Source organism: Auritidibacter sp. NML120636, from assembly GCF_003185945.1.
Taxonomy (GTDB): domain Bacteria; phylum Actinomycetota; class Actinomycetes; order Actinomycetales; family Micrococcaceae; genus Auritidibacter; species Auritidibacter ignavus.
In genome coordinates this window covers 235,697-253,724 of sequence record NZ_QHLO01000003.1, presented here as the reverse complement: position 1 = coordinate 253,724, position 18,028 = coordinate 235,697, and the positions used below count along the sequence as shown (strand labels likewise).

The following is an 18,028-nucleotide window of genomic DNA, read 5'->3' as shown; positions in this document are numbered from 1 at the left end:
ACCGGCGGAGGGAACACTTCTGAGCTTATCGTCTCTGGGCTAATCTTGCTCGGAGCTACCGGTTAGCGGCCGTTTGCGAGCAATGGAGGCCACCAGTCGGTTGGGTAACACCTTGGCGGAGCGGGCCAGCAACTTCGCAGCACGGCCGGGAATGCACAGCGGCTCGCCTTTATGCACCGCGGCCAACCCCTCCAGAGCCACTTGATCCACTTCGGTGAAACTCCACTTGGGCCGATGGGAGACGTCGACGCCGGAATTGACATGGAAGTCGGTGTCCAACAGGCCCGGACACAGTGCGGTGACATTAACACCGTCAGCGTGGTACCGAGCATGCGCCCACCGAGAGAAAGCCACCAGACCGGCCTTGGTGGCCCCATAGGAGCCGTCCGGGAACAACCCGGCGATCGAGCAGACATTCACGATCCGACCTCCGCGACGCAGAAATGCTGGTAGCGCGCCGTGGATCAGATGCATCGGGGCCGTGAAGTTGACCTCAATCATCCGGGCCTCAGTCTCCCAGTCGCTATCAGCAAAGTCCTCGGCCAGCCCCACACCGGCATTATTAACCAGCATTTGGACCGGGTAACGCGGATTCACCAACCGGTCGATCACCCGTTGGCGCCCGGCAAACTCCGCCAGATCGGCCACTAACGTTTCGGTCACCACCCGGTAGCGGGACTCGACGTCCTCAGCCACCGCCGCCAGCCCGTCAAGGTGGCGAGAGGTCAACACCAAGCGATACCCTTGAGCGGCCAAATGCCGGGCAAAAGCGGCCCCCAGCTGGGAGGAGGCGCCGGTGATCAGTGCCACGGGTGCGTGGTCGGAAGCCTGCTCGTAGGAGGAGGTCGATGAGCGGTCATCCGTGTTTTTCACGGGAAACTCCTTCGAATCAGCACGGGGCGTGGGATCAGCGGTGATCGATCAGATACTGCAGTGTGGCAGCTACGGTTTGCACGGCCGGACCGCGCACCTCAGGCGGAACATCGGGGTAGACCTCGGTGGCTAAAGACTGCACTACGGGGTCAGCGACCTCGATATCACGACCCCGGAAGGCAGCAAGATCCACCATTTGCCGTAGCTGTTCGACGCGTTGCAAGCGGTGCGCGGAGAGCTGCCGGGCAACCTGCGCCAGATCTGATAACGGATCCCCGTGGGCCGGCAGACCACGAACGGTGGTGGCCGGATGATCAGTCAGGCCCTCGGCAGTGGCGATCAGGCGGTCCATCGTGGCCAGATAGTCCACCAGTCGACCATCGGGATGATCCAGCATGGTGGTCCCGGCGCCCAGCACGGTATCCCCAGTGATCACCGCAGGGTCTTCCGGTAAAACCAGACAGATCGAATCAGAGGTATGGCCGGGGGAGTGCAATACCTGCACGGTGGTACCGGCCGCGGTGATGTGCCCTCCGTCGGCCACCGGTTGGGTATGGCGACACCAGCTGGAGGAGAATGCGGTGACCGGGGCCTGGAGCTGCTGGTGAAAGTATTCGACCGCGCCGGTGTGATCCGGGTGGTGATGGGTGATCACGATCAGTTCCACGCTCCGACCGTGCAGGGCCTGACGTACCCGCGCCAGGTGCTCGCGCTGTGAGGCGGCCTCGCCGGGATCCACCAGCACCACCGTCTGCGCCTCTGGGGCGGCGATCAGGTAGGTATTGGTGCCGGTCAGGGTCATCCCCGAGGCATTATCAGAACGGACCACTTCGGTATGAGCTGTTGTGCGTTGTACCACTGCCATAGTATTGAGTGTATGGAATTACAGGGCGCAACCGGCTACGTGACAAGCGGTCAAGAATATAACCGCGACACAAATTACATCAACGACCGGATCGTCGCCGACCCGGAAGCGATCACGGCCGCTGAACGGGTGGCCTATGACCAGGTAGGCCAGCTCACCGACCTCTCGGCCGGTTTAACCGACGACGCGCAAGCTTGGCCCGTGGAGTCCGGACGCTACCGGCTGGTGGCCGCCCGCGCCTGCCCCTGGGCGAACCGGACGATGATCGTGCGACGACTGTTGGGGCTGGAAGACGCGATCTCCTTGGGTACCCCTGGCCCAACCCATGACGAACGCTCCTGGGTCTTTGACCTCGATGAGACAGAACACGACCCGGTGCTTGGCACCCACCGGTTGCAGGAAAACTACCTCGCCAGGTTTCCCGACTACCCGCGCGGTATTACCGTCCCAGCCATCGTCGACATTCCGACCGGCGCGGTGGTGACCAATGACTATCCGCAGATCACTCTGGACTTCTCTACCCAGTGGCGTGCTTTTCACCGGCCTGGAGCCCCTGACCTGTTACCGGAGGACCAGCTGGAGGAGATGCACGAGGTGGTCACCCGGATCTTCACCGAGGTGAATAACGGGGTCTACCGGGCCGGATTCGCGGGGTCGCAGCAGGCTTATGACCGGGCTTACACGCGATTATTTGATGCCATGGACTGGTTAGAAGACCGGCTGTCCACCCGCCGGTACCTCATGGGCGAGCACATCACCGAAGCCGACGTGCGCCTGTTCACCACCTTGGTGCGCTTTGACCCGGTATATCACGGCCACTTCAAGTGCAACCGCCAGAAACTCACCGAATTCCCGGCCCTGTGGGGTTACGCCCGGGACTTATTCCAAACCCCCGGTTTCGGTGACACCGTGGACTTCGTCCAGATCAAACAGCACTACTACATTGTCCACGCCGATATTAATCCCACCCAGATCGTGCCGGCCGGACCCAATGTCTCCGGCTGGTTGAGCGCTCACCGTCGTGAGGAACTGGGCGGTACACCTTTCGGGGATGGCACCGCACCCGAACCGGTGCGCCCTGCTGAGCAGGTCACTGCCGGCCACAACCCGCTCTACCCGGCTACCTCGGCAAACCGATTAGCCAGCTGATCTGCTGCGAAACCTGCGCACACCAGCAGTGCCAGCAGAATCCGGGCCTGATAGGGGCTGAGCGAACCGGCCAGCATCGCCCCGGCCGCGACCAGGTCCACACCCCCACCGTTACCGTAGATCGCCACCACCGGACCGAATGTGGTGCGGGTAGCCAACACGACCGGGATGTGGTGCTGACAGGCGAGGTCGACGACCGTCACAAATCCGTCGGCGGCATTACCGGCTCCGGTGCCCATCAATACCAGCCCGTCCAGGGTTATTCCACATGAGGCGGAGTCCTCGACCAGGTGGCGGGCCAACTGGGCCGAGCTGCCCAGGCCGGCTTCGAGAATCGGGATCTGCACCGAGCCAATCTCGGCGGTTGGCATCGGCAGCCCCGGCCCGGCGGCCGCCGTGGCCTGGCGAACCAGTTTTCCGTGTGTCACCGTCGCGATCTCGGTGCCCCCGGTGAAAGGCTCTGGAGCCAAGGTGTGGTGTTTGCGGGTGGCGCGAGCCGAATGAATCCGTCCGGCAAAGCTAATGGTGACCCCGGTGTCAGCCATGTGCGGGTGCCCGGCTGCCAGGATGGCCTCGCGCAAATTTCCCGGGCCATCCCCCGCTGGGTCATCGGCAGGCTTCTGGGCCCCGGTGATGACCACCGGAACGGTACCGGTGTAGACACAGTGTAAGAAGAAGGCGGTGTCTTCGATGGTGTCGGTGCCGTGGGTAATCACCACGCCAACCACCTCCGGATCGGCGACTGCCTGCTCAACCGCCAACGCGATCTGGCGAAGATCAGCGAAGGTCAGTCGGAAACTATTGACCGAGAAGAGCTGTTCACCGCTGACCTGATGCTCCGGCCAATCCTCGTGGGCTTCGCGATCACCGGATGTGATGACTCCCAGGAGCTCCTCGACGCTATCGGAGGCCACTGAGCCGATGCTGTGGTGCTCGGTCCGGGAGGCGATGGTCCCACCGGTGGCGATGACATGAACTCTTGGCACAACGGGTCCTTTCGTCTGCGCAGCTGGCTGAAGGTCGGGGATTCAGTGTTCGAAAATTTCGCCCTCAAGATACACCCAACACCCGGGGGTATCGTCAAGAGTTTGGCGGATAAATTGTGAGCGCTCATGCTGGATGATGCGACCTGCGTGAGTATCGCGGGAAAAAGCGATGAATTCCACGATTCCGGTCTCATCCTGAGACCCACCAGCAACCACGTCACGAATCCGCAATGCGGTATACCGCTGGCGAGGGTCCAAAACCACCTGCTCGGGGCGAGACTGACTGGCCCGGGTGCGCATCACATAGTCGCGGTCTGCCACGGCGAAAGCCGTGTAGCGAGACCGCATCAAGGCTTCAGCCGTGGGCGCATACCGCTCGCCACGTAACAACGGTATCCAGCACTGCTCGGCCACCCGCAAGCTGCCACATAGGCAGGCGGGCAGAGCGGGTTGTGGAGGCGTAGGCTCGTCGGTCACGATGAATCCAATCGGCGTAGGATAATCGGGTTATCACACTATTATCGGCGACGATCTGTCACGAACACCCCCTGAGACGAAGGAGCGTATTTCGGTGTCCGCCTCTGCCACTGGCACTACCGCACCGCGACAATCCCCCTGGTTAGCCTTTACCGTCTGCGCGGTCACCGCGATTTTGACGATCCTCGATCTGGTCAAGGTCAACGTGGTGTTGACACCTATTCGAGAAACCCTGGGCGCAACCACGACCGATAACCAGCTGATCGTCGCCGGATATGTGTTGGCCTTCGGAGTGGCCCTCGTTCCCGCCGGACGGCTGGGAGACACCTGGAACCGCAAATCAATGTTTTTGATCGGGCTGGTGACGTTCACCATCGCCTCGCTGGTAGCCATGCTGTCGATCTCATCGACCATGCTGGTTACCGCTCGCATTGTCCAGGGCATTGCAGCTGGCACCTTGATGCCCCAGGTCCTGGGCATCATTCAAAACTTATTCCAAGGCCAAGAACGTGGTAAAGCACTCGGATTCTTTGGGGCCAGCATTGGTTTGGGAACCTCCTTTGGCCCAGCGGTTGGTGGTCTATTTATTGGAGCGCTCGGGCCCGAACTCGGGTGGCGCTGGACATTCGGAATGAATGTTCCCCTGGTGATCATTGTGCTCCCACTGGCTATCTGGCTACTTCCCAAGGATCAGCCGCGCGATGTGCGCGACCGACAACTTGACCTGGTCGGCGTCGGGCTTCTGGCAGCCACTGTGTTATTCATGATGTTGCCCTTCGTGCTGACCAGTGGCACCGACCAAGACATCCCGGCCCGATGGTTGTTGCTAGTCCTCGGAGTTATCGCCGGTGCCGGATTCGTCATCTGGGAGTTTCGGTATAAGGCCCAGGGTAAATCACCGGTGCTCGATTTCGCGCTGTTCCGCTACAGCTCATATCGCTACGGCGTGATCATTACCAGCCTCTGGTTCGCTATGATGCCACCGCTGTTTCTGGTGATGACCCTCTACAACCAACAAGGTCTGGGTCACTCGGCGCTCGTGGTCGGGCTCATCACCGTGCCGTGGGCCGTGGTATCGGCTATCGCCGCAGCCTGGGTGGGGCGATATACGTTGCGCTACGCTCCTCAGCTGGTCTTCGCCGGTCTCATCCTGTTCATCATCGCGTTGCTGTCTCTGGCGCTGGGTGCCCGCATAGTCTCTGCTGAATACACACCACTGATTATGGCAATCATTATGGGTGTAGCTGGTATCGCTCCCGGTATCGTCATGTCAGCTAACCAGATGAGGAGCTTGATTGACGTGCCGTTGCCCCAAGCCGGCGTTGCTGGCTCCTTTTATCAGGTCGGCCAGCGGGTCGGCAATGCCATCGGTGTGGCCGTGGCCACCGCGGTGTTTTATAGCATGACCGCTCACCTGCCGGTGAATGCCGGAAAAGACGTTGAGGAGATCAGACCAGAAACTGCCCGAGAATACCTCAACGCATTCGATGTCTCGATCCTCGTTTTAGTGGTCTTCGGCCTCGTTGCTTTGTTCGTCGCCATCGTGGACTGGCGAGGCAGTAAAAGAACTGAATAATTACTGATAAGTACCTGAGAGAATTCACGGTAGTATTGATGAAACCCTGGCGTTTCTTCCCACTTCTGTGGTGTACTATTTCTCTGACTAAACTCATTCCCCTAGTCGACCGGAGATTACCAGAACCAATGCCAAAACCAGTGTCGGCTAAGGTATTGGTGAAACACAAGGTGTTCTACGTTTACAATTGTTTGTTCGCACTTTAAATACCCATCAAGGGCGAACTTTCGGGAAGGCAAGAGAGACAAGGAAGATGGCTCCACACCACTCACAAAGACGAAAAGCGCAGCTGACCCAGAAGGAAGCAGATATTTGGCGGCGCGCGGTAGCGGTTGTTATGACCGTGGGCCCGATGATCGAGACGGATCTTCAAAAAGCCGGTTCTCTGAGCTTCTTTGAGTTCCAAGTGTTGTCTGCTCTGCATGATGCAGACGGTGCGTTGACCATGTCGCAATTAGCCGAGCGGTGCAATTCCTCGTTGTCGCGCCTGTCTCACGTGGCCCGCAAGCTCGAAGAACGCGACGTGATTATCCGTACCCCAGCCACGAGCGATAAGCGTGTGACCATGGCTGAGCTGACTCCACAGGGTGAGAAGGAAGTGGAGAAGGTTCAGGGTCGTTACGCTGATTCGGTGCGTCGCCGGGTGTTGTCCGTGTTCGATGACGAAGATCTGGAAACGATTGACGACCTGTTCTCTCAGTTACTGGAAGAAATTGACCCCGATCACTGGTTGCTGGACTACGAGGATGAAGAAGACGACTGATCGCCCGATGTGATCAGCTCGTCCCGTGGTTAATTTGCCCGCAAGTAGCGAAACTCCTACAATAGAAGTTTGTTACGCGTCGTGCGAGTCCGCATCATGTACGTTGAGATGCGTCATGGTGTCCTCGTGCCGGAAAACGGCGTCGTTCCCTAAACTGGATCCCTGGTAAAACAGGGACTCACCGTCTTCACCCTAGCGATTAAGGGCACTTCGGTTGGTTCTCACCCAGCCTGGTTTACCTTCGGAAAGTCGCAGTAAGAGTGCGGTGTACACACTGGTGGCGGGATCCTCTTTCGGGTTCTGCCCGTCCTTTTACTAGTACTTAAATCGAGGAGTGATCATGGCAGCACATTGCCAGGTAACCGGAGCTGGGCCAGGTACTGGGTACCACGTGTCCCACTCGCACCGTCGTACCAAGCGCCGGTTCAATCCAAATATCCAAAAAAAGACCTACTTCGTGCCTTCGCTCGGCCGGAAGGTAACCCTGAATGTCTCGACCAAAGGCATCAAGGTGATCGACGCTCGCGGTATCGATGCTGTGGTCAACGATCTGATCGCCAAAGGAGTGAAGCTCTAAGATGGCAAAAGATAAGGGCCTGCGTCCCATTATTAAACTCAAGTCGACTGCCGGCACCGGCTTCACTTACGTGACCCGGAAGAACCGTCGGAATAACCCTGACCGGATTACGTTGAAGAAGTACGATCCCGTTGTCCGTCAGCACGTAGAGTTTCGAGAGGAGCGCTGAGGTTTGGCTAAGAAATCCAAGATCGCCAAGAACGAGCAGCGTAAAGTTATTGCCGCCCGTTACGACGAGAAGCGCAAGCAGCTGAAAGCCACACTGGTTGACCCCAACGCCTCCGATGAGGCTCGTGAAGAAGCTCGCGTCGGCCTGCAGAAGCTTCCCCGTGATGCTTCGCCAGTTCGGGTTCGCAACCGCGACTCCATCGATGGCCGTCCCCGCGGTACCCTCCAGAAGTTCGGTATCTCCCGCGTTCGTTTTCGGGACATGGCACACCGAGGGGAGTTGCCCGGTATCACCAAGTCTTCCTGGTAAACATCAGTTCATGCCAGCTAGTTGCTAGTGCGAGCTGTTCCGCTCATTCGCAGTCAGCCAGCACGATGACCCGTATGCACACCCGTGGGTGGCATACGGGTCATTGTCTTTTGTCGAGTTGTCTATCTCGATAGAGAACGATAACGGGGATGATTGTGCTGAGTAGATCTCTGCGCTAATGTGAGCCAAGACACAAAGCGTGGGTTTCCTGACCCAAGGAACTGGCGCCCTGACATTTCTGGCCGTCACCCCGGCCACCCGTCTAAGGAGACCGATGACAGAACATAAGCTTCCTGCGGTGCCAGTAGCCCTGCTGCCGATCGCGGTTTTGGTGGTGATGGCCCTGCTGTCGATTTCTGTGTGGGATATCGACATGGTGATCCCGTTGATGTCAGCCGTGATCGTCACTGTCGTGATCGGTAAAGCGCTGGGATATACCTGGCGAGAGCTGGAGCAGTCGATGGTCCGCGGCGTCAGTCGAGCACTGCCGGCCGTGTTCATCTTGTTTCTCATCGGTATGATTATCGGTACGTGGATCGAGGGTGGTCTGATCCCGACCATCATCTATTACGGTCTGACGGCCATCTGGCCGGTGGTTTTCCTTCCGCTGGCATGCCTGGTACCGGCCATCGTGTCGTTGGTGTTGGGGACTTCCCTGACCACCATCGCTACCGTCGGCATCGCCTTTATCGCGATTGGGCAGGGAATGGGCTTTCACCCAGCCCTGGTGGCCGGTGCCGTGATCTCCGGGGCCTTCTTCGGCGATAAGCTCTCCCCGCTGTCTGACACCACTAACTTGGCGGCCGCGATGGGCGGGGTTAAACTCTTCGACCACATCCGCCATATGCTGTGGGATACCATACCCGCTCTGGTGATTGCGCTGGCCATCTACGCGTTCATCGGCTGGCCGATGGGCGCCGAGGGGAGCGTGGGTGATGGCGAGGTGACAGAACTTCTCACGGCTTTAGACGCCGAGTTCGTGATTCACCCCTTGCTGTTGATTGTGCCCGTGATCGCCATTGGGCTGATGCTAATTCGGGTTCCGGCGCTCCTGACCCTGCTGATGGTGGCCCTTTTGGGGGCAGCCACGGCGTTAATCGTGCAGGGTAGCTCCCTGACCGAGGTCATGCAGTCGATGAGTGCTGGTATCGCCAGCGAAACTGGTGTGGAATTTATTGATTCTCTGCTCTCTCGGGGTGGTGTCGCCCAGATGCTGAGCACCATTGCCCTGGTCGTGGTCGCTACCGCCTTGGGCGGAATCTTGGAAAAAACCGGAGCCTTCAAATCGCTGGTGGGAACAGTGGTGCGCCGAGTCAAGCGCCCCGGTTCCATGGTCGCTACCTCGATGGGTGCCGGATTCACCGTGGCGATCTCCTCCGGTGAACAATACGTTTCCGTCCTGTTACCCGCACGCGCCTTCTTGGGCCCATACCAGAAGATGGGGTTGGCCCCGGTCAATCTCACCCGGGTGGCCGAGGCTGCTGGAACGGTCGGTATCAACCTCGTGCCCTGGTCCGTTCCCGCGGTCTTTGCAGCCGACGTTTTCGGCCTCTCGCCGCTGGAATTCATTCCCTTCGTGTTCTTTGCGATGCTCGTGCCGGTGATCAACTTGATCTATGCCTACACCGGATTCAGCATCAAACGCATCGACCCGCGCGATAACCCCACTGAGGTCATCCCTAGCTCCGATATTGATGTGAGCCAGTACCAAGATCTCAGCCCTGACACCCCGGGTTCGGCTTCCCACAAGCCGGCCAAATAGCCGAAGGAGGTACAAGACCGGTTGCAGACACTTCGCACGTGGAGAAAATGTCCACATGCTGAGAGATCGCGCAAAATTCGGCGTGAAACTCGAGTAATCGCGACGAAAACTGCGTGTTGGAGCCGAAATGATGGTAGTTTCACGTCAGGGAGCCCAGTCAGGTGCTGGGCGGATTTACCTAACAACCAAACGTCCAGGAGGACACATGGCTATGAATCGTAGTGAACTCGTTGCAGCTGTTGCAGAGCGTTCCGGAAACTCTGCCAGCGCCGTCAACGGCGTGTTGGACGCCGTTTTCGAGGTTTTCGCCTCGCAGGTTTCCAAGGGTGAAAAGATCACCATCCCTGGCTGGTTCTCTGTTGAGCGCACCGACCGCGCTGCTCGCACCGGACGCAACCCCCGCACCGGCGAAGCCATCGAGATTCCGGCAGGCCACGGTGTGAAGCTGTCCGCTGGGTCCAAGCTGAAGGCTGCTGCTTCCGGAGAGTAATCCTCCTCAGCATGTTGCGACAGGGCCTGGCTCTGTCGCGGTGCCTCCGCAGGCCGTCACAAATCCGTGGTGGACTGCGGGGGCATTATCGTGTGCGGTGGCCTAGAGTTCACGATGTCAGCCCTCTGGGTCAAGGAGTGGCAGAATAGGCAGAGACCGCACCACACTTCGAGCATGTAAGGGCCCACTGTGTCAGCCACGACCACTCTGATCGGAACCGGAGAAGCTCCGTTCCGCTCTCGTGGTGTGCCTGCACCCCGACACCACGGCCCGGCACGCCTGGCACGTGGCTGGCTGGTGGCAGCCGGCTCGGCCAGCGTGGCCACCGTGGCCCACGTGATGGCGCACGGACTGGCGCACGGGCCCACCGGCTACGGGATCCTCGCCGACCTGATGCAGTTGCTGATCTCACCGGTCTGGCTGTTGACCGTCGTACTCTGCGCCCCAATTGCGACCTTGCTGGCCGGTCGGCGCATCTCCGGGTGGGCGACCGCGGTGATCCTGACCTTCGGCCAGATCATTTTTCACGGCGCCTCCACCCTGATCACCGCAGCTGCGGGCACCACCGTGACTGGCGTGGTCGCCCCGGGACACCCTGACCACCACGTCACCGGTATTATCGTCAACTCCGCCGAGACCGGTGCCGTGCCGTCGGCGGGCTCCGCGATGTTGATGGCCCACCTGATGGCGGCGCTATTCACCACCGCGCTCATCGTCCACGGACAGCGGATCTGTCTGATCATGATCGACCGCACGGTGGTCGTCGTACCCCGCCGAATCTTCTCCTATACCGGGCTGGGCGTGGTGCCACAGCTACAGCCCCGGATACCTCGTAGCGCGCCGCGCTGGTGGATCCATCCCTGCGAGGCCTTATTCTCCTGGCACACTCGCGGACCACCGACTCAACCTTGTCTCTAAACCACCTCACCGGCCGAGCCGGCTCTTTGGCGTGGCCAGAATCACTAATTTTCAACGTTGTCACAACGTGTACAGACAAGGATGATGTATCGTGAACACCGCACTTGCCCTTGCACGCCATAGCGTGCGCATGACCACCATGATCACCGGCCTATTCATGGCCGTCATTCTCAGCTTCGGTATGGCACTGAGCCTGTCGGCGCCTGCCCAAGCCCACGACGTCCTCACCGAGACCACTCCGGCCGATGGTGAAGAAACCAGCACCACCCCCGATGAGGTGCGCCTGACCTTCTCTGGCCAACCCACTGAGGGGGCCAACCTCGCTAACCTGATCACCGTCTCGGATGCAGACGGTCAGGAATGGCAGACCGGTGAGGTCTCGGTCGAAGGCTATGACATCGCCGTCGATGTCTGCCCCGGGCTACCTGCCGGCGACTACGAGATCAGCTACCGGGTGATCTACTCCGATGGGCACACCGGCGAAGACACCATGAGCTTCACCAATGCTGATCCCAACGCCCCGGAGTCCGGCGACCCCGCGAAAGACTGCGATGGGGCGGCTGAGGAACCCACCGAGGAAGCCTCCAGCGAAGTCAGCGAGGAAGGCACCCAAACGGCAGAAGCCAACACGGCCACCCAAACCGGCGAGAACACCGAGGAAGCCTCCATCTTTACCTCCTGGGTGTTCTGGGCGATCGTTGCGGCTGTGGTCTTGGTGGTTGTCATTGTCGTGGCATTGATTATGCGTGCCGGCCGTGGCAACTCGCCCGAGGCCGATACCAAGCGCTAACACCTTGCTGATCCAGCCCCCAGTGGGCAGAAAGTGACCGGTTACCGTGAAGACCATCGAGAAAACTCCGAGCACCGCCCCGGTGCGGCAGTCGAGCGTCGGTATGCCCGCTTGGGTATGGCCGGTTGCGATCGTGCTCGGGGGACTCACCGTGGTGGTAGCTGGTCTCGCCGCTGGGGTCACCGGAGTCCAACAACTCTCTGACCCCGGTGGCCTAACCCGCTGGGGGCTGCCGATCACCAAAGTCATACACTCGCTGGCCTGGGCAACCACCGTTGGTGCGCTCGTGTTCGCCTGCGCCATCCTGCCACGCTGGGCTGGCCCCAGCTACCAAATCCGCCGGGCCGTGCACCGGGGAGAGACAGTAAACCTCAACGAGCATCCGACCTATACCCGCGTGATGCTCATCGCCTCCATCTCTTCGGTGATCTGGACCTTGAGCGCGCTGAGCCAGTTGGTATTCACCTACTCCGACATGGCCGGGATGCCGCTCAACGCCTCACCAGAGTTCTCCATCGGCCTGGTGGACTTCGTGCTCTCGATCGCGGTGGGCCGGGCCTGGTTCGCCATGACCCTCATCGCAGCGGTGGTGACCTCGCTGATTTTTGGACTTCGAGGTGCCACCTCGATGGCCTTCACCGCCGTGCTGGCCCTGATCGGTATCGTCCCTATGGCGCTGATCGGGCACTCTTCCTCCGGAGATGACCACTTCGCTGCCGTGAACTCGATCGGACTACACTTGCTTGGCGTGTTGCTGTGGGTGGGAGGGCTACTTGTCCTCGGTCTGAGCGCCACCACTCTGATCGGCCAGGACCGCGCCCGCGAGACCGCCGGTTCCGGGGTCGCCGACCAGCCCCTGGTCTACGTGGTGCTGGCCCGCTTCTCCGTGCTGGCCGCCCTGTCGATCATGACCGTGGCCCTGTCCGGGGTGATCAACGCCGACATTCGGATGAACAGCATCAACGAGTTGGCACTACCCTACGGGGTGCTGATCGTGGCCAAGTTCCTCATCACGGTGCTTCTCGCCCTGGTTGGGTTCGCCCACCGTCAGGTCGTGATTCCGCAGTTGAAAACCGGTTCAGCTGAACCCGGCCCCGGGGCCAAGCGACTGTTGTGGCGACTGATCGGGGTCGAAGTGGTGCTGATGGTCGTGATAACCACCGTGGCAGTGATCCTGGCCCGGACCGAGCCTCCCAAGCCCGAAGAAGAACCCCCAGAAGCTTCCCCGGCGCGGTTGCTGACCGGTTATGAGCTTCCGCCCGAGCTGACCTTTGACCGCTGGTTCACCGAATGGCGGCTGAACTGGTTGTGGGTGGCCATCATCGTGTTCTTGGCCCTGTGGTACCTGAGGGCCTTCCTGCGGCTACGTCGTCGTGGCGATAACTGGCCGGTGTTACGGCTAGTGTCCTTCATGGCCGGACTCGTGGTGCTGATGTGGGTCACTTCCGGGGCCCCGGCAGTGTACGGGATGATTTTGTTCTCCGCCCACATGGTCGCCCACATGACCCTGACCATGATCGCCCCACTCTTCATGGTGTTGGGTGCGCCCATCACCCTAGCCATGCGCTCACTACCGGCTCGAGCTGATGGCACCCGCGGGCCCCGAGAATGGATGTTGTGGCTGTTGCAATCCTGGTGGGCGAAGCTGGTGACCCACCCGATCTTTGCTGCTATCAACTTTGCCGGTTCCATCCTGATCTTCTACTACACGCCATTCTTCGGATTCGCGTTGGACCAGCACATCGGCCACGAACTGATGAACTTCCACTTCTTGATCACCGGGTTCATTTTTGCCTCGGTGATGGTCGGGATTGATCCGTTGCCACACCGCCCCAACTACCCGCTACGACTGGTGTTGCTGTTGGCCACCATGGTCTTCCACGCCTTCATCGGGGTGGCGATGACCGGATCGGAATCCTTGCTGGAAGCCGAATGGTTTTCTGCGATTGGACGCGACTGGGGTCCTTCGGCCATCGCAGACCAACAGATCGGTGGCGCGATCATGTGGGGCATCGGTGAATTCCCCACAGTGATTATGGCTATTATTACCGTGGTCCAGTGGCGTCGGTATGATCTGGCTGTGGCTGCCCGCCGGGATCGTCGTGCCGACCGAGACGGCGATGCTGAATTGCAGGCCTGGAACCGGATGTATGCGCAGATGGCGACCGAGGATGAGTACTACGCAGACAGCTCGTCACGATACCAATAGCGGCACGTACGCCCGATAAACCATTCACCAGACCACGAGAAGGGGATCACCAGATGGCCACCACACCAATTGCTCATGCCAATGCTCCCACGCTACTGGGTGTTAGTCTGGCCGGGCTGATGGTCGTTACCGGGTGCTCTTCAGAACCAGCTGACCCCGACCCGTCGGGAACCGAAGTAGCCACCGACGCTCACAGGGGTGTGGAAGCGCTACTGGATCCACAGGCCCGCCCGGATCAGCACGGGGTCGGTGCCGGGGCCCAACGTGCGGCCTCCTTCGGCTTCGACCGTCAAATCGTGGCCACCGACGACGAAATCTCCACCGCCCGCGACGAAGCCAACGAGAGACAAGATCAAGCCGAAGCCACCCAAGTCAGTCCCAGCTCGTGTCAACAAGCCGTCGCGAAGATGGACTGGTCGCCACTGCTGGCGGACTCCGAACAGATCACCCGCCTGGATTTTGGGACCGAGACCTTCAACGGGGCCGGGACCATCGAAATCGCCGGTCTAGACGCCGAGCGGGGCGGTGGCGCGCAGGCCCAGGAGCAACTGGACGCCTACCAGGCCACCGTCGAGGAGCTCACCGGGGACTGCTCCGAGGTTGACTTGGACATCCCCTCCGGGGAGACCACCCTGACCTATACGATGCGCTCTGAAGCCGTGGAGCCAGACCAGGGCAGCGGGCTGCTGTGGTCCCGCGTTCCCCGGGGATCAGCAACCCAACAACACGGTGAAGCAGTCACTGCCCTGGTGCTGACCACCGAACACGATGGGTACGCGGTGATGGTCTCTTTCGCCGGTGACAGCGAGGTGTCCTCCGAGGAGTTCCACACCATGGCCGATGAGATCCTGGAGGCGACCCTGTCGGGGATCGACGGTGAGGTCAACTCCTAGAAATCCTTCCAGACATACATCAGGCCGCCCGGAATATCCGGACGGCCCAACGTCGTGCTGTGAATGATGAGTCACCGATAGCTTAGCGACCGAGCAGAATGTGAGCGAATTATGACGTGAAGCTCAGCTTCTACTCAGTATGCCAGTCTCGGCTTTAGTAGTAATGGCCCTGGCGGAAGTCCCAAGACAGGAAATGATCCGACAGGTTACGCAAAATCTGGTCCAGGTAGACACCTTTGCGAATGAGCATCGGAGCCGGAGTGACATCGCGCTCGCCCTTCTGCTCGGGCACCAGGGTTCCCTGATCATCGACGAAGGACACCATCACGCCCTGCTCCCACCGGGTCTCCACGGTGGCATCGGGCTGGATGGAGGCCACGTAATCATCGGCCTCAATGATCAGATCCACACCCTGTTCGATGCGTTCGCCGATCCCCGACACCAAGCCACGGTTACCCTGGCCGGAAGGATTCGCCGAGGACGCGAAGACTAGCTCGCCGTCTTCTTCCCACCGGGCCCGGGCAATCTGCTCACCGGGCTTGCCAAAGGCCATCACAAAACACGAGGTGCCACGACCGTCGATGACCAGCTCTTCAGCACCGGCGGGAATATAACGCTTGGCCTCGTGCTTCCAGGGCAGAATGCAGCCCATCAGGACATCTTGTTCTTCGTGCGTGCGGTAGAAGGCCTCCACCTCGTCGTTGAGCTCGGCCAATTCCGTGATCTGGTCGACCGAACCGCACAGCACCACGGCCGGCTTATTGCGCTTGCGCTGTTTGAGGTCGAATTTGCGCTCGAGCCCTCCAAGATCCGAGGTCATCACAATATAACCAACTTTGGTGGGGGAGACGATGGCCTTCCCGCCGGCCCGCATCAGCGCCAGGCCCTCACTGTTGAGCTCACCGTCCCAATGGACCATCGGTGCTTTCTCGGACATGGATGGGTACTCCTTCGACTCGGAGGTTATCTGGGTCACGACCCAAGTGTAGCCAGGCCCCGCCACCGCCTTGAGTAACACGCCACCCGGTGATCACTATGTGAGATAACGAAGCGTGAAATGCTCCGAGCTGAACGTCTCCGTCATCAGGGAGAATAGATCTATGGCAGATTCTTTCTCACAGACACCAGACCACCCCGAGACCTCAGCTTCTGCATCAGGTTCTACACCAGCTCCGGCCCCGCGCATTCGCGCCTCCGAGCTGATGGGTGAAACGTGGTTCAATACCGGTGGGGAACCGTTGGATGTGGCCAGCCTGCGTGGCAAGATTGTGTTGCTGGATTTCTGGAGTTTCTGTTGTATCAACTGCTTGCACGTCTTAGACGAGCTCCGACCCCTGGAAGAGAAATTCTCCGACGTGCTGGTCACCGTCGGGGTGCACTCCCCGAAATTCGATTACGAAGGGGAGACCTCCGCGGTGGCAGCGGCTATTGAGCGCTACGAGATTAACCATCCGGTGGTCAACGACCCGGCGCTACACACCTGGCAAGCCTATTCGGCCCGCGCCTGGCCGACCCTGGTGGTGGTAGATCCCGAAGGCTATATTGTCGGCCACTTATCCGGTGAAGGCCAAGTGAACGGACTCTTTTCACTGGTGGAAGAACTCGTCGATATCCATGACGCCAAAGGCACCCTGCACCGCGGTGACGGTCCATTCGTTGCACCAGCCCCCGCCGCACGTCAGCTCCGGTTCCCGGGCAAGGCGACCGCGCTGGGGACCCGTGGGTCCCAACCGGGCTCTTTTCTGGTCTCCGACTCCGGACACCACCGCCTGGTCGAACTCGCCGGGGATTTGACCACCGTGCTGGCCGTCTACGGTGGAAACGGGAGCGGTGACCCCCTGCCATTGAACGCCACTGACCGAGACCTGATGGGCCAGCGCGGGGACGCCGATGGTGATGCGGCCACCGCTCTGTTCAGTGAACCCGGTGGCACCACGTTGTTGCCAGCAGAACTTGCCGCCCGGGTGGGGTATGACGTGGTGGTCGCTGATACCGTCAACCACCGATTGCGGAGTCTGAATCTGACCACCGGCGAGGTCGGCACTCTGGCCGGTAACGGCATCCAGCGTCTGATCGACTCCGAACGCGCCAAACAGCCCAGCGACCACGTCCAGCTGGGCGCGCTGAGTACCGACGCTACGGAGACCTCACTGTCCTCGCCGTGGGATGTGCTGTGGGTGGACGAGCTCAACACCGTGCTGATCGCCATGGCGGGAACCCACCAGATCTTCTCCTTCGACCCCGATACGGCGGTGCTGGGGTTGTTTGCCGGAACCGGTTTGGAGGGTCTGACCGATGGTCCGGCCGGTACCGCTTGGTTTGCCCAGTCCTCCGGGCTGGCTACCGGCCGAGCCGGCACCGTGTGGGTGGCCGACTCAGAGTCCTCGGCGTTGCGTGAACTCCACGTCAGCGACCCTGACCAGATCAGCGTGTCTAGCCCCATCGGTCTTGGCCTGTTTGACTTCGGGTACCGGGACGGTGCGCCTGGTCAGGCTCGACTACAGCACCCATTGGGTGTGGCCGGACTACCGGATGGCTCGGTGTTGATCGCCGATACCTACAACCACGCGGTGCGTCGTTACGCCCCGGAGCACACCAACCCGGATGGAACCACCGCCGAGGCCACGGTCGCCACGGTGGCTCGCAATCTCCACGAGCCCTCCGATGTGCTCGTGGAATATAACGATCAGGGGCAGGCGGTGTCGATTGTGGTGGTCGAGACCAACGCCCACCAGCTGGTCCGGATCGCCGTGCCCGAACAATACCTCAGCGTCGATGAGGGGGCGATGACGACCCAGCGACCCACCACCCGGATTGCCGCCGGCGAGCTGGAGCTGACCGTGGGCTTCACCGCCCCGGCCGGGCAGAAACTCGATGACCGGTGGGGGGATCCCACCCAGCTGACGATCTCCTCCTCCCCGGAGGAGTTGCTCGTGGAGGGCGCCGGCTCCCAGACCGGGCTACGGCGACAAGTGCAGATCAACCCGGACATCACCTCCGGGGTGCTACACATTACCGCCCGAGCTGCGGCCTGTGATGGCCAGCCCGGCGAACCGATCCCCGATGCGGCCGCCTGTCATCTCTACCAGCAGGACTGGGGAATCCCCGTTGAGGTCGCGAGCACTGAGAAAGCCGGGCAGAATGACGCAACACCGGTGCACCGTCGCCTGGATTTGGACCTGCGCGGGATTCACTGACCTGCCTGCTCAGCACTGACCAAAC

At 60.5% G+C, this 18,028-nt stretch carries 18 protein-coding genes; 13 read left to right on the top strand and 5 right to left on the bottom strand.

Going from position 1 to position 18,028, the window contains the following annotated elements; genetic code table 11:
• Positions 1-39 precede the first annotated feature (39 nt).
• Together DCC25_RS04470 and DCC25_RS04465 are read right to left on the bottom strand one after the other, a co-directional pair.
• Positions 40-873 (bottom strand): SDR family oxidoreductase, encoded by an 834-nt coding sequence (locus DCC25_RS04470; protein ID WP_158278420.1) that lies wholly within the window; start codon positions 871-873, stop codon positions 40-42.
• 34 nt (positions 874-907) lie between these two features.
• Complete coding sequence (locus DCC25_RS04465; protein WP_110098079.1) at positions 908-1,738, bottom strand: MBL fold metallo-hydrolase; 831 nt, start codon at positions 1,736-1,738, stop codon at positions 908-910.
• A 12-nt stretch (positions 1,739-1,750) separates the two neighbouring features.
• Here DCC25_RS04465 and DCC25_RS04460 point away from each other — a divergent pair, with 12 nt between their 5' ends.
• Positions 1,751-2,887 carry a glutathione S-transferase family protein gene (locus DCC25_RS04460; protein WP_233242801.1) on the top strand — a complete coding sequence of 379 codons (1,137 nt, stop codon included), beginning with the start codon at positions 1,751-1,753 and terminating at the stop codon, positions 2,885-2,887.
• Here the strand turns inward: DCC25_RS04460 and DCC25_RS04455 are convergent.
• Complete coding sequence (locus tag DCC25_RS04455) at positions 2,851-3,873, bottom strand: asparaginase (protein WP_158278419.1); 1,023 nt, start codon at positions 3,871-3,873, stop codon at positions 2,851-2,853. The two genes, DCC25_RS04460 and DCC25_RS04455, sit on opposite strands and share 37 nt — an antisense overlap.
• A gap of 42 nt (positions 3,874-3,915) precedes the next feature.
• Positions 3,916-4,350, bottom strand: coding sequence for a YchJ family protein (locus DCC25_RS04450; protein WP_199223060.1), 435 nt, complete (start codon positions 4,348-4,350; stop codon positions 3,916-3,918).
• Between the two features lie 94 nt (positions 4,351-4,444).
• Here DCC25_RS04450 and DCC25_RS04445 point away from each other — a divergent pair, with 94 nt between their 5' ends.
• From DCC25_RS04445 to DCC25_RS04395, 11 genes are all read left to right on the top strand, one after another.
• Complete coding sequence (locus DCC25_RS04445; RefSeq protein WP_158524563.1) at positions 4,445-5,926, top strand: MFS transporter; 1,482 nt, start codon at positions 4,445-4,447, stop codon at positions 5,924-5,926.
• Between the two features lie 337 nt (positions 5,927-6,263).
• Complete coding sequence (locus tag DCC25_RS04440) at positions 6,264-6,689, top strand: MarR family winged helix-turn-helix transcriptional regulator (RefSeq protein ID WP_158524720.1); 426 nt, start codon at positions 6,264-6,266, stop codon at positions 6,687-6,689.
• A gap of 340 nt (positions 6,690-7,029) precedes the next feature.
• Positions 7,030-7,266, top strand: a complete 237-nt coding sequence (rpmB, locus tag DCC25_RS04435; RefSeq protein WP_110098073.1) for a 50S ribosomal protein L28 — start codon at positions 7,030-7,032, stop codon at positions 7,264-7,266.
• A 1-nt stretch (position 7,267) separates the two neighbouring features.
• Positions 7,268-7,435 (top strand): 50S ribosomal protein L33, encoded by a 168-nt coding sequence (gene rpmG, locus DCC25_RS04430; RefSeq protein ID WP_110100733.1) that lies wholly within the window; start codon positions 7,268-7,270, stop codon positions 7,433-7,435.
• A 3-nt stretch (positions 7,436-7,438) separates the two neighbouring features.
• Positions 7,439-7,744: a 30S ribosomal protein S14 gene (gene rpsN, locus DCC25_RS04425; protein WP_110098071.1), complete on the top strand. Its 306-nt coding sequence runs from the start codon at positions 7,439-7,441 to the stop codon at positions 7,742-7,744.
• A gap of 274 nt (positions 7,745-8,018) precedes the next feature.
• Positions 8,019-9,506, top strand: a complete 1,488-nt coding sequence (gene nhaC, locus DCC25_RS04420) for a Na+/H+ antiporter NhaC (RefSeq protein ID WP_110098070.1) — start codon at positions 8,019-8,021, stop codon at positions 9,504-9,506.
• Positions 9,507-9,711: 205 nt separating this feature from the next.
• Positions 9,712-9,996, top strand: a complete 285-nt coding sequence (locus tag DCC25_RS04415) for an HU family DNA-binding protein (RefSeq protein WP_110098069.1) — start codon at positions 9,712-9,714, stop codon at positions 9,994-9,996.
• A gap of 189 nt (positions 9,997-10,185) precedes the next feature.
• Positions 10,186-10,914, top strand: coding sequence for a hypothetical protein (locus tag DCC25_RS04410; protein WP_110100732.1), 729 nt, complete (start codon positions 10,186-10,188; stop codon positions 10,912-10,914).
• Between the two features lie 91 nt (positions 10,915-11,005).
• Positions 11,006-11,704, top strand: coding sequence for a copper resistance CopC family protein (locus DCC25_RS04405; protein WP_110098067.1), 699 nt, complete (start codon positions 11,006-11,008; stop codon positions 11,702-11,704).
• Between the two features lie 46 nt (positions 11,705-11,750).
• The gene (locus tag DCC25_RS04400) at positions 11,751-13,913 is read left to right on the top strand and encodes a cytochrome c oxidase assembly protein (RefSeq protein WP_233487904.1); all 2,163 of its coding nucleotides are present in this window, start codon (positions 11,751-11,753) and stop codon (positions 13,911-13,913) included.
• Between the two features lie 53 nt (positions 13,914-13,966).
• Positions 13,967-14,806: a hypothetical protein gene (locus tag DCC25_RS04395; RefSeq protein WP_110100731.1), complete on the top strand. Its 840-nt coding sequence runs from the start codon at positions 13,967-13,969 to the stop codon at positions 14,804-14,806.
• Between the two features lie 154 nt (positions 14,807-14,960).
• Here the strand turns inward: DCC25_RS04395 and DCC25_RS04390 are convergent, their stop codons facing one another.
• Positions 14,961-15,743, bottom strand: coding sequence for an L-threonylcarbamoyladenylate synthase (locus DCC25_RS04390; protein ID WP_110098065.1), 783 nt, complete (start codon positions 15,741-15,743; stop codon positions 14,961-14,963).
• Positions 15,744-15,906: 163 nt separating this feature from the next.
• On the opposite strand from DCC25_RS04390, the gene DCC25_RS04385 reads away from it, so the two are divergent.
• Positions 15,907-18,003 (top strand): NHL domain-containing thioredoxin family protein, encoded by a 2,097-nt coding sequence (locus tag DCC25_RS04385; protein ID WP_110100730.1) that lies wholly within the window; start codon positions 15,907-15,909, stop codon positions 18,001-18,003.
• Positions 18,004-18,028 lie beyond the last annotated feature (25 nt).

What these genes read in the sequence shown, in the direction of transcription:
- DCC25_RS04465 (WP_110098079.1), bottom strand. Translation starts at nt 1,738, where the DNA reads ATGGCAGTGGTACAACGCACAACAGCTCATACCGAAGTGGTCCGTTCT.
- DCC25_RS04460 (WP_233242801.1), top strand. Translation starts at nt 1,751, where the DNA reads ATGGAATTACAGGGCGCAACCGGCTACGTGACAAGCGGTCAAGAATAT.
- DCC25_RS04440 (WP_158524720.1), top strand. Translation starts at nt 6,264, where the DNA reads ATGACCGTGGGCCCGATGATCGAGACGGATCTTCAAAAAGCCGGTTCT.
- rpmB (WP_110098073.1), top strand. Translation starts at nt 7,030, where the DNA reads ATGGCAGCACATTGCCAGGTAACCGGAGCTGGGCCAGGTACTGGGTAC.
- rpmG (WP_110100733.1), top strand. Translation starts at nt 7,268, where the DNA reads ATGGCAAAAGATAAGGGCCTGCGTCCCATTATTAAACTCAAGTCGACT.
- nhaC (WP_110098070.1), top strand. Translation starts at nt 8,019, where the DNA reads ATGACAGAACATAAGCTTCCTGCGGTGCCAGTAGCCCTGCTGCCGATC.
- DCC25_RS04415 (WP_110098069.1), top strand. Translation starts at nt 9,712, where the DNA reads ATGGCTATGAATCGTAGTGAACTCGTTGCAGCTGTTGCAGAGCGTTCC.
- DCC25_RS04395 (WP_110100731.1), top strand. Translation starts at nt 13,967, where the DNA reads ATGGCCACCACACCAATTGCTCATGCCAATGCTCCCACGCTACTGGGT.
- DCC25_RS04390 (WP_110098065.1), bottom strand. Translation starts at nt 15,743, where the DNA reads ATGTCCGAGAAAGCACCGATGGTCCATTGGGACGGTGAGCTCAACAGT.
- DCC25_RS04385 (WP_110100730.1), top strand. Translation starts at nt 15,907, where the DNA reads ATGGCAGATTCTTTCTCACAGACACCAGACCACCCCGAGACCTCAGCT.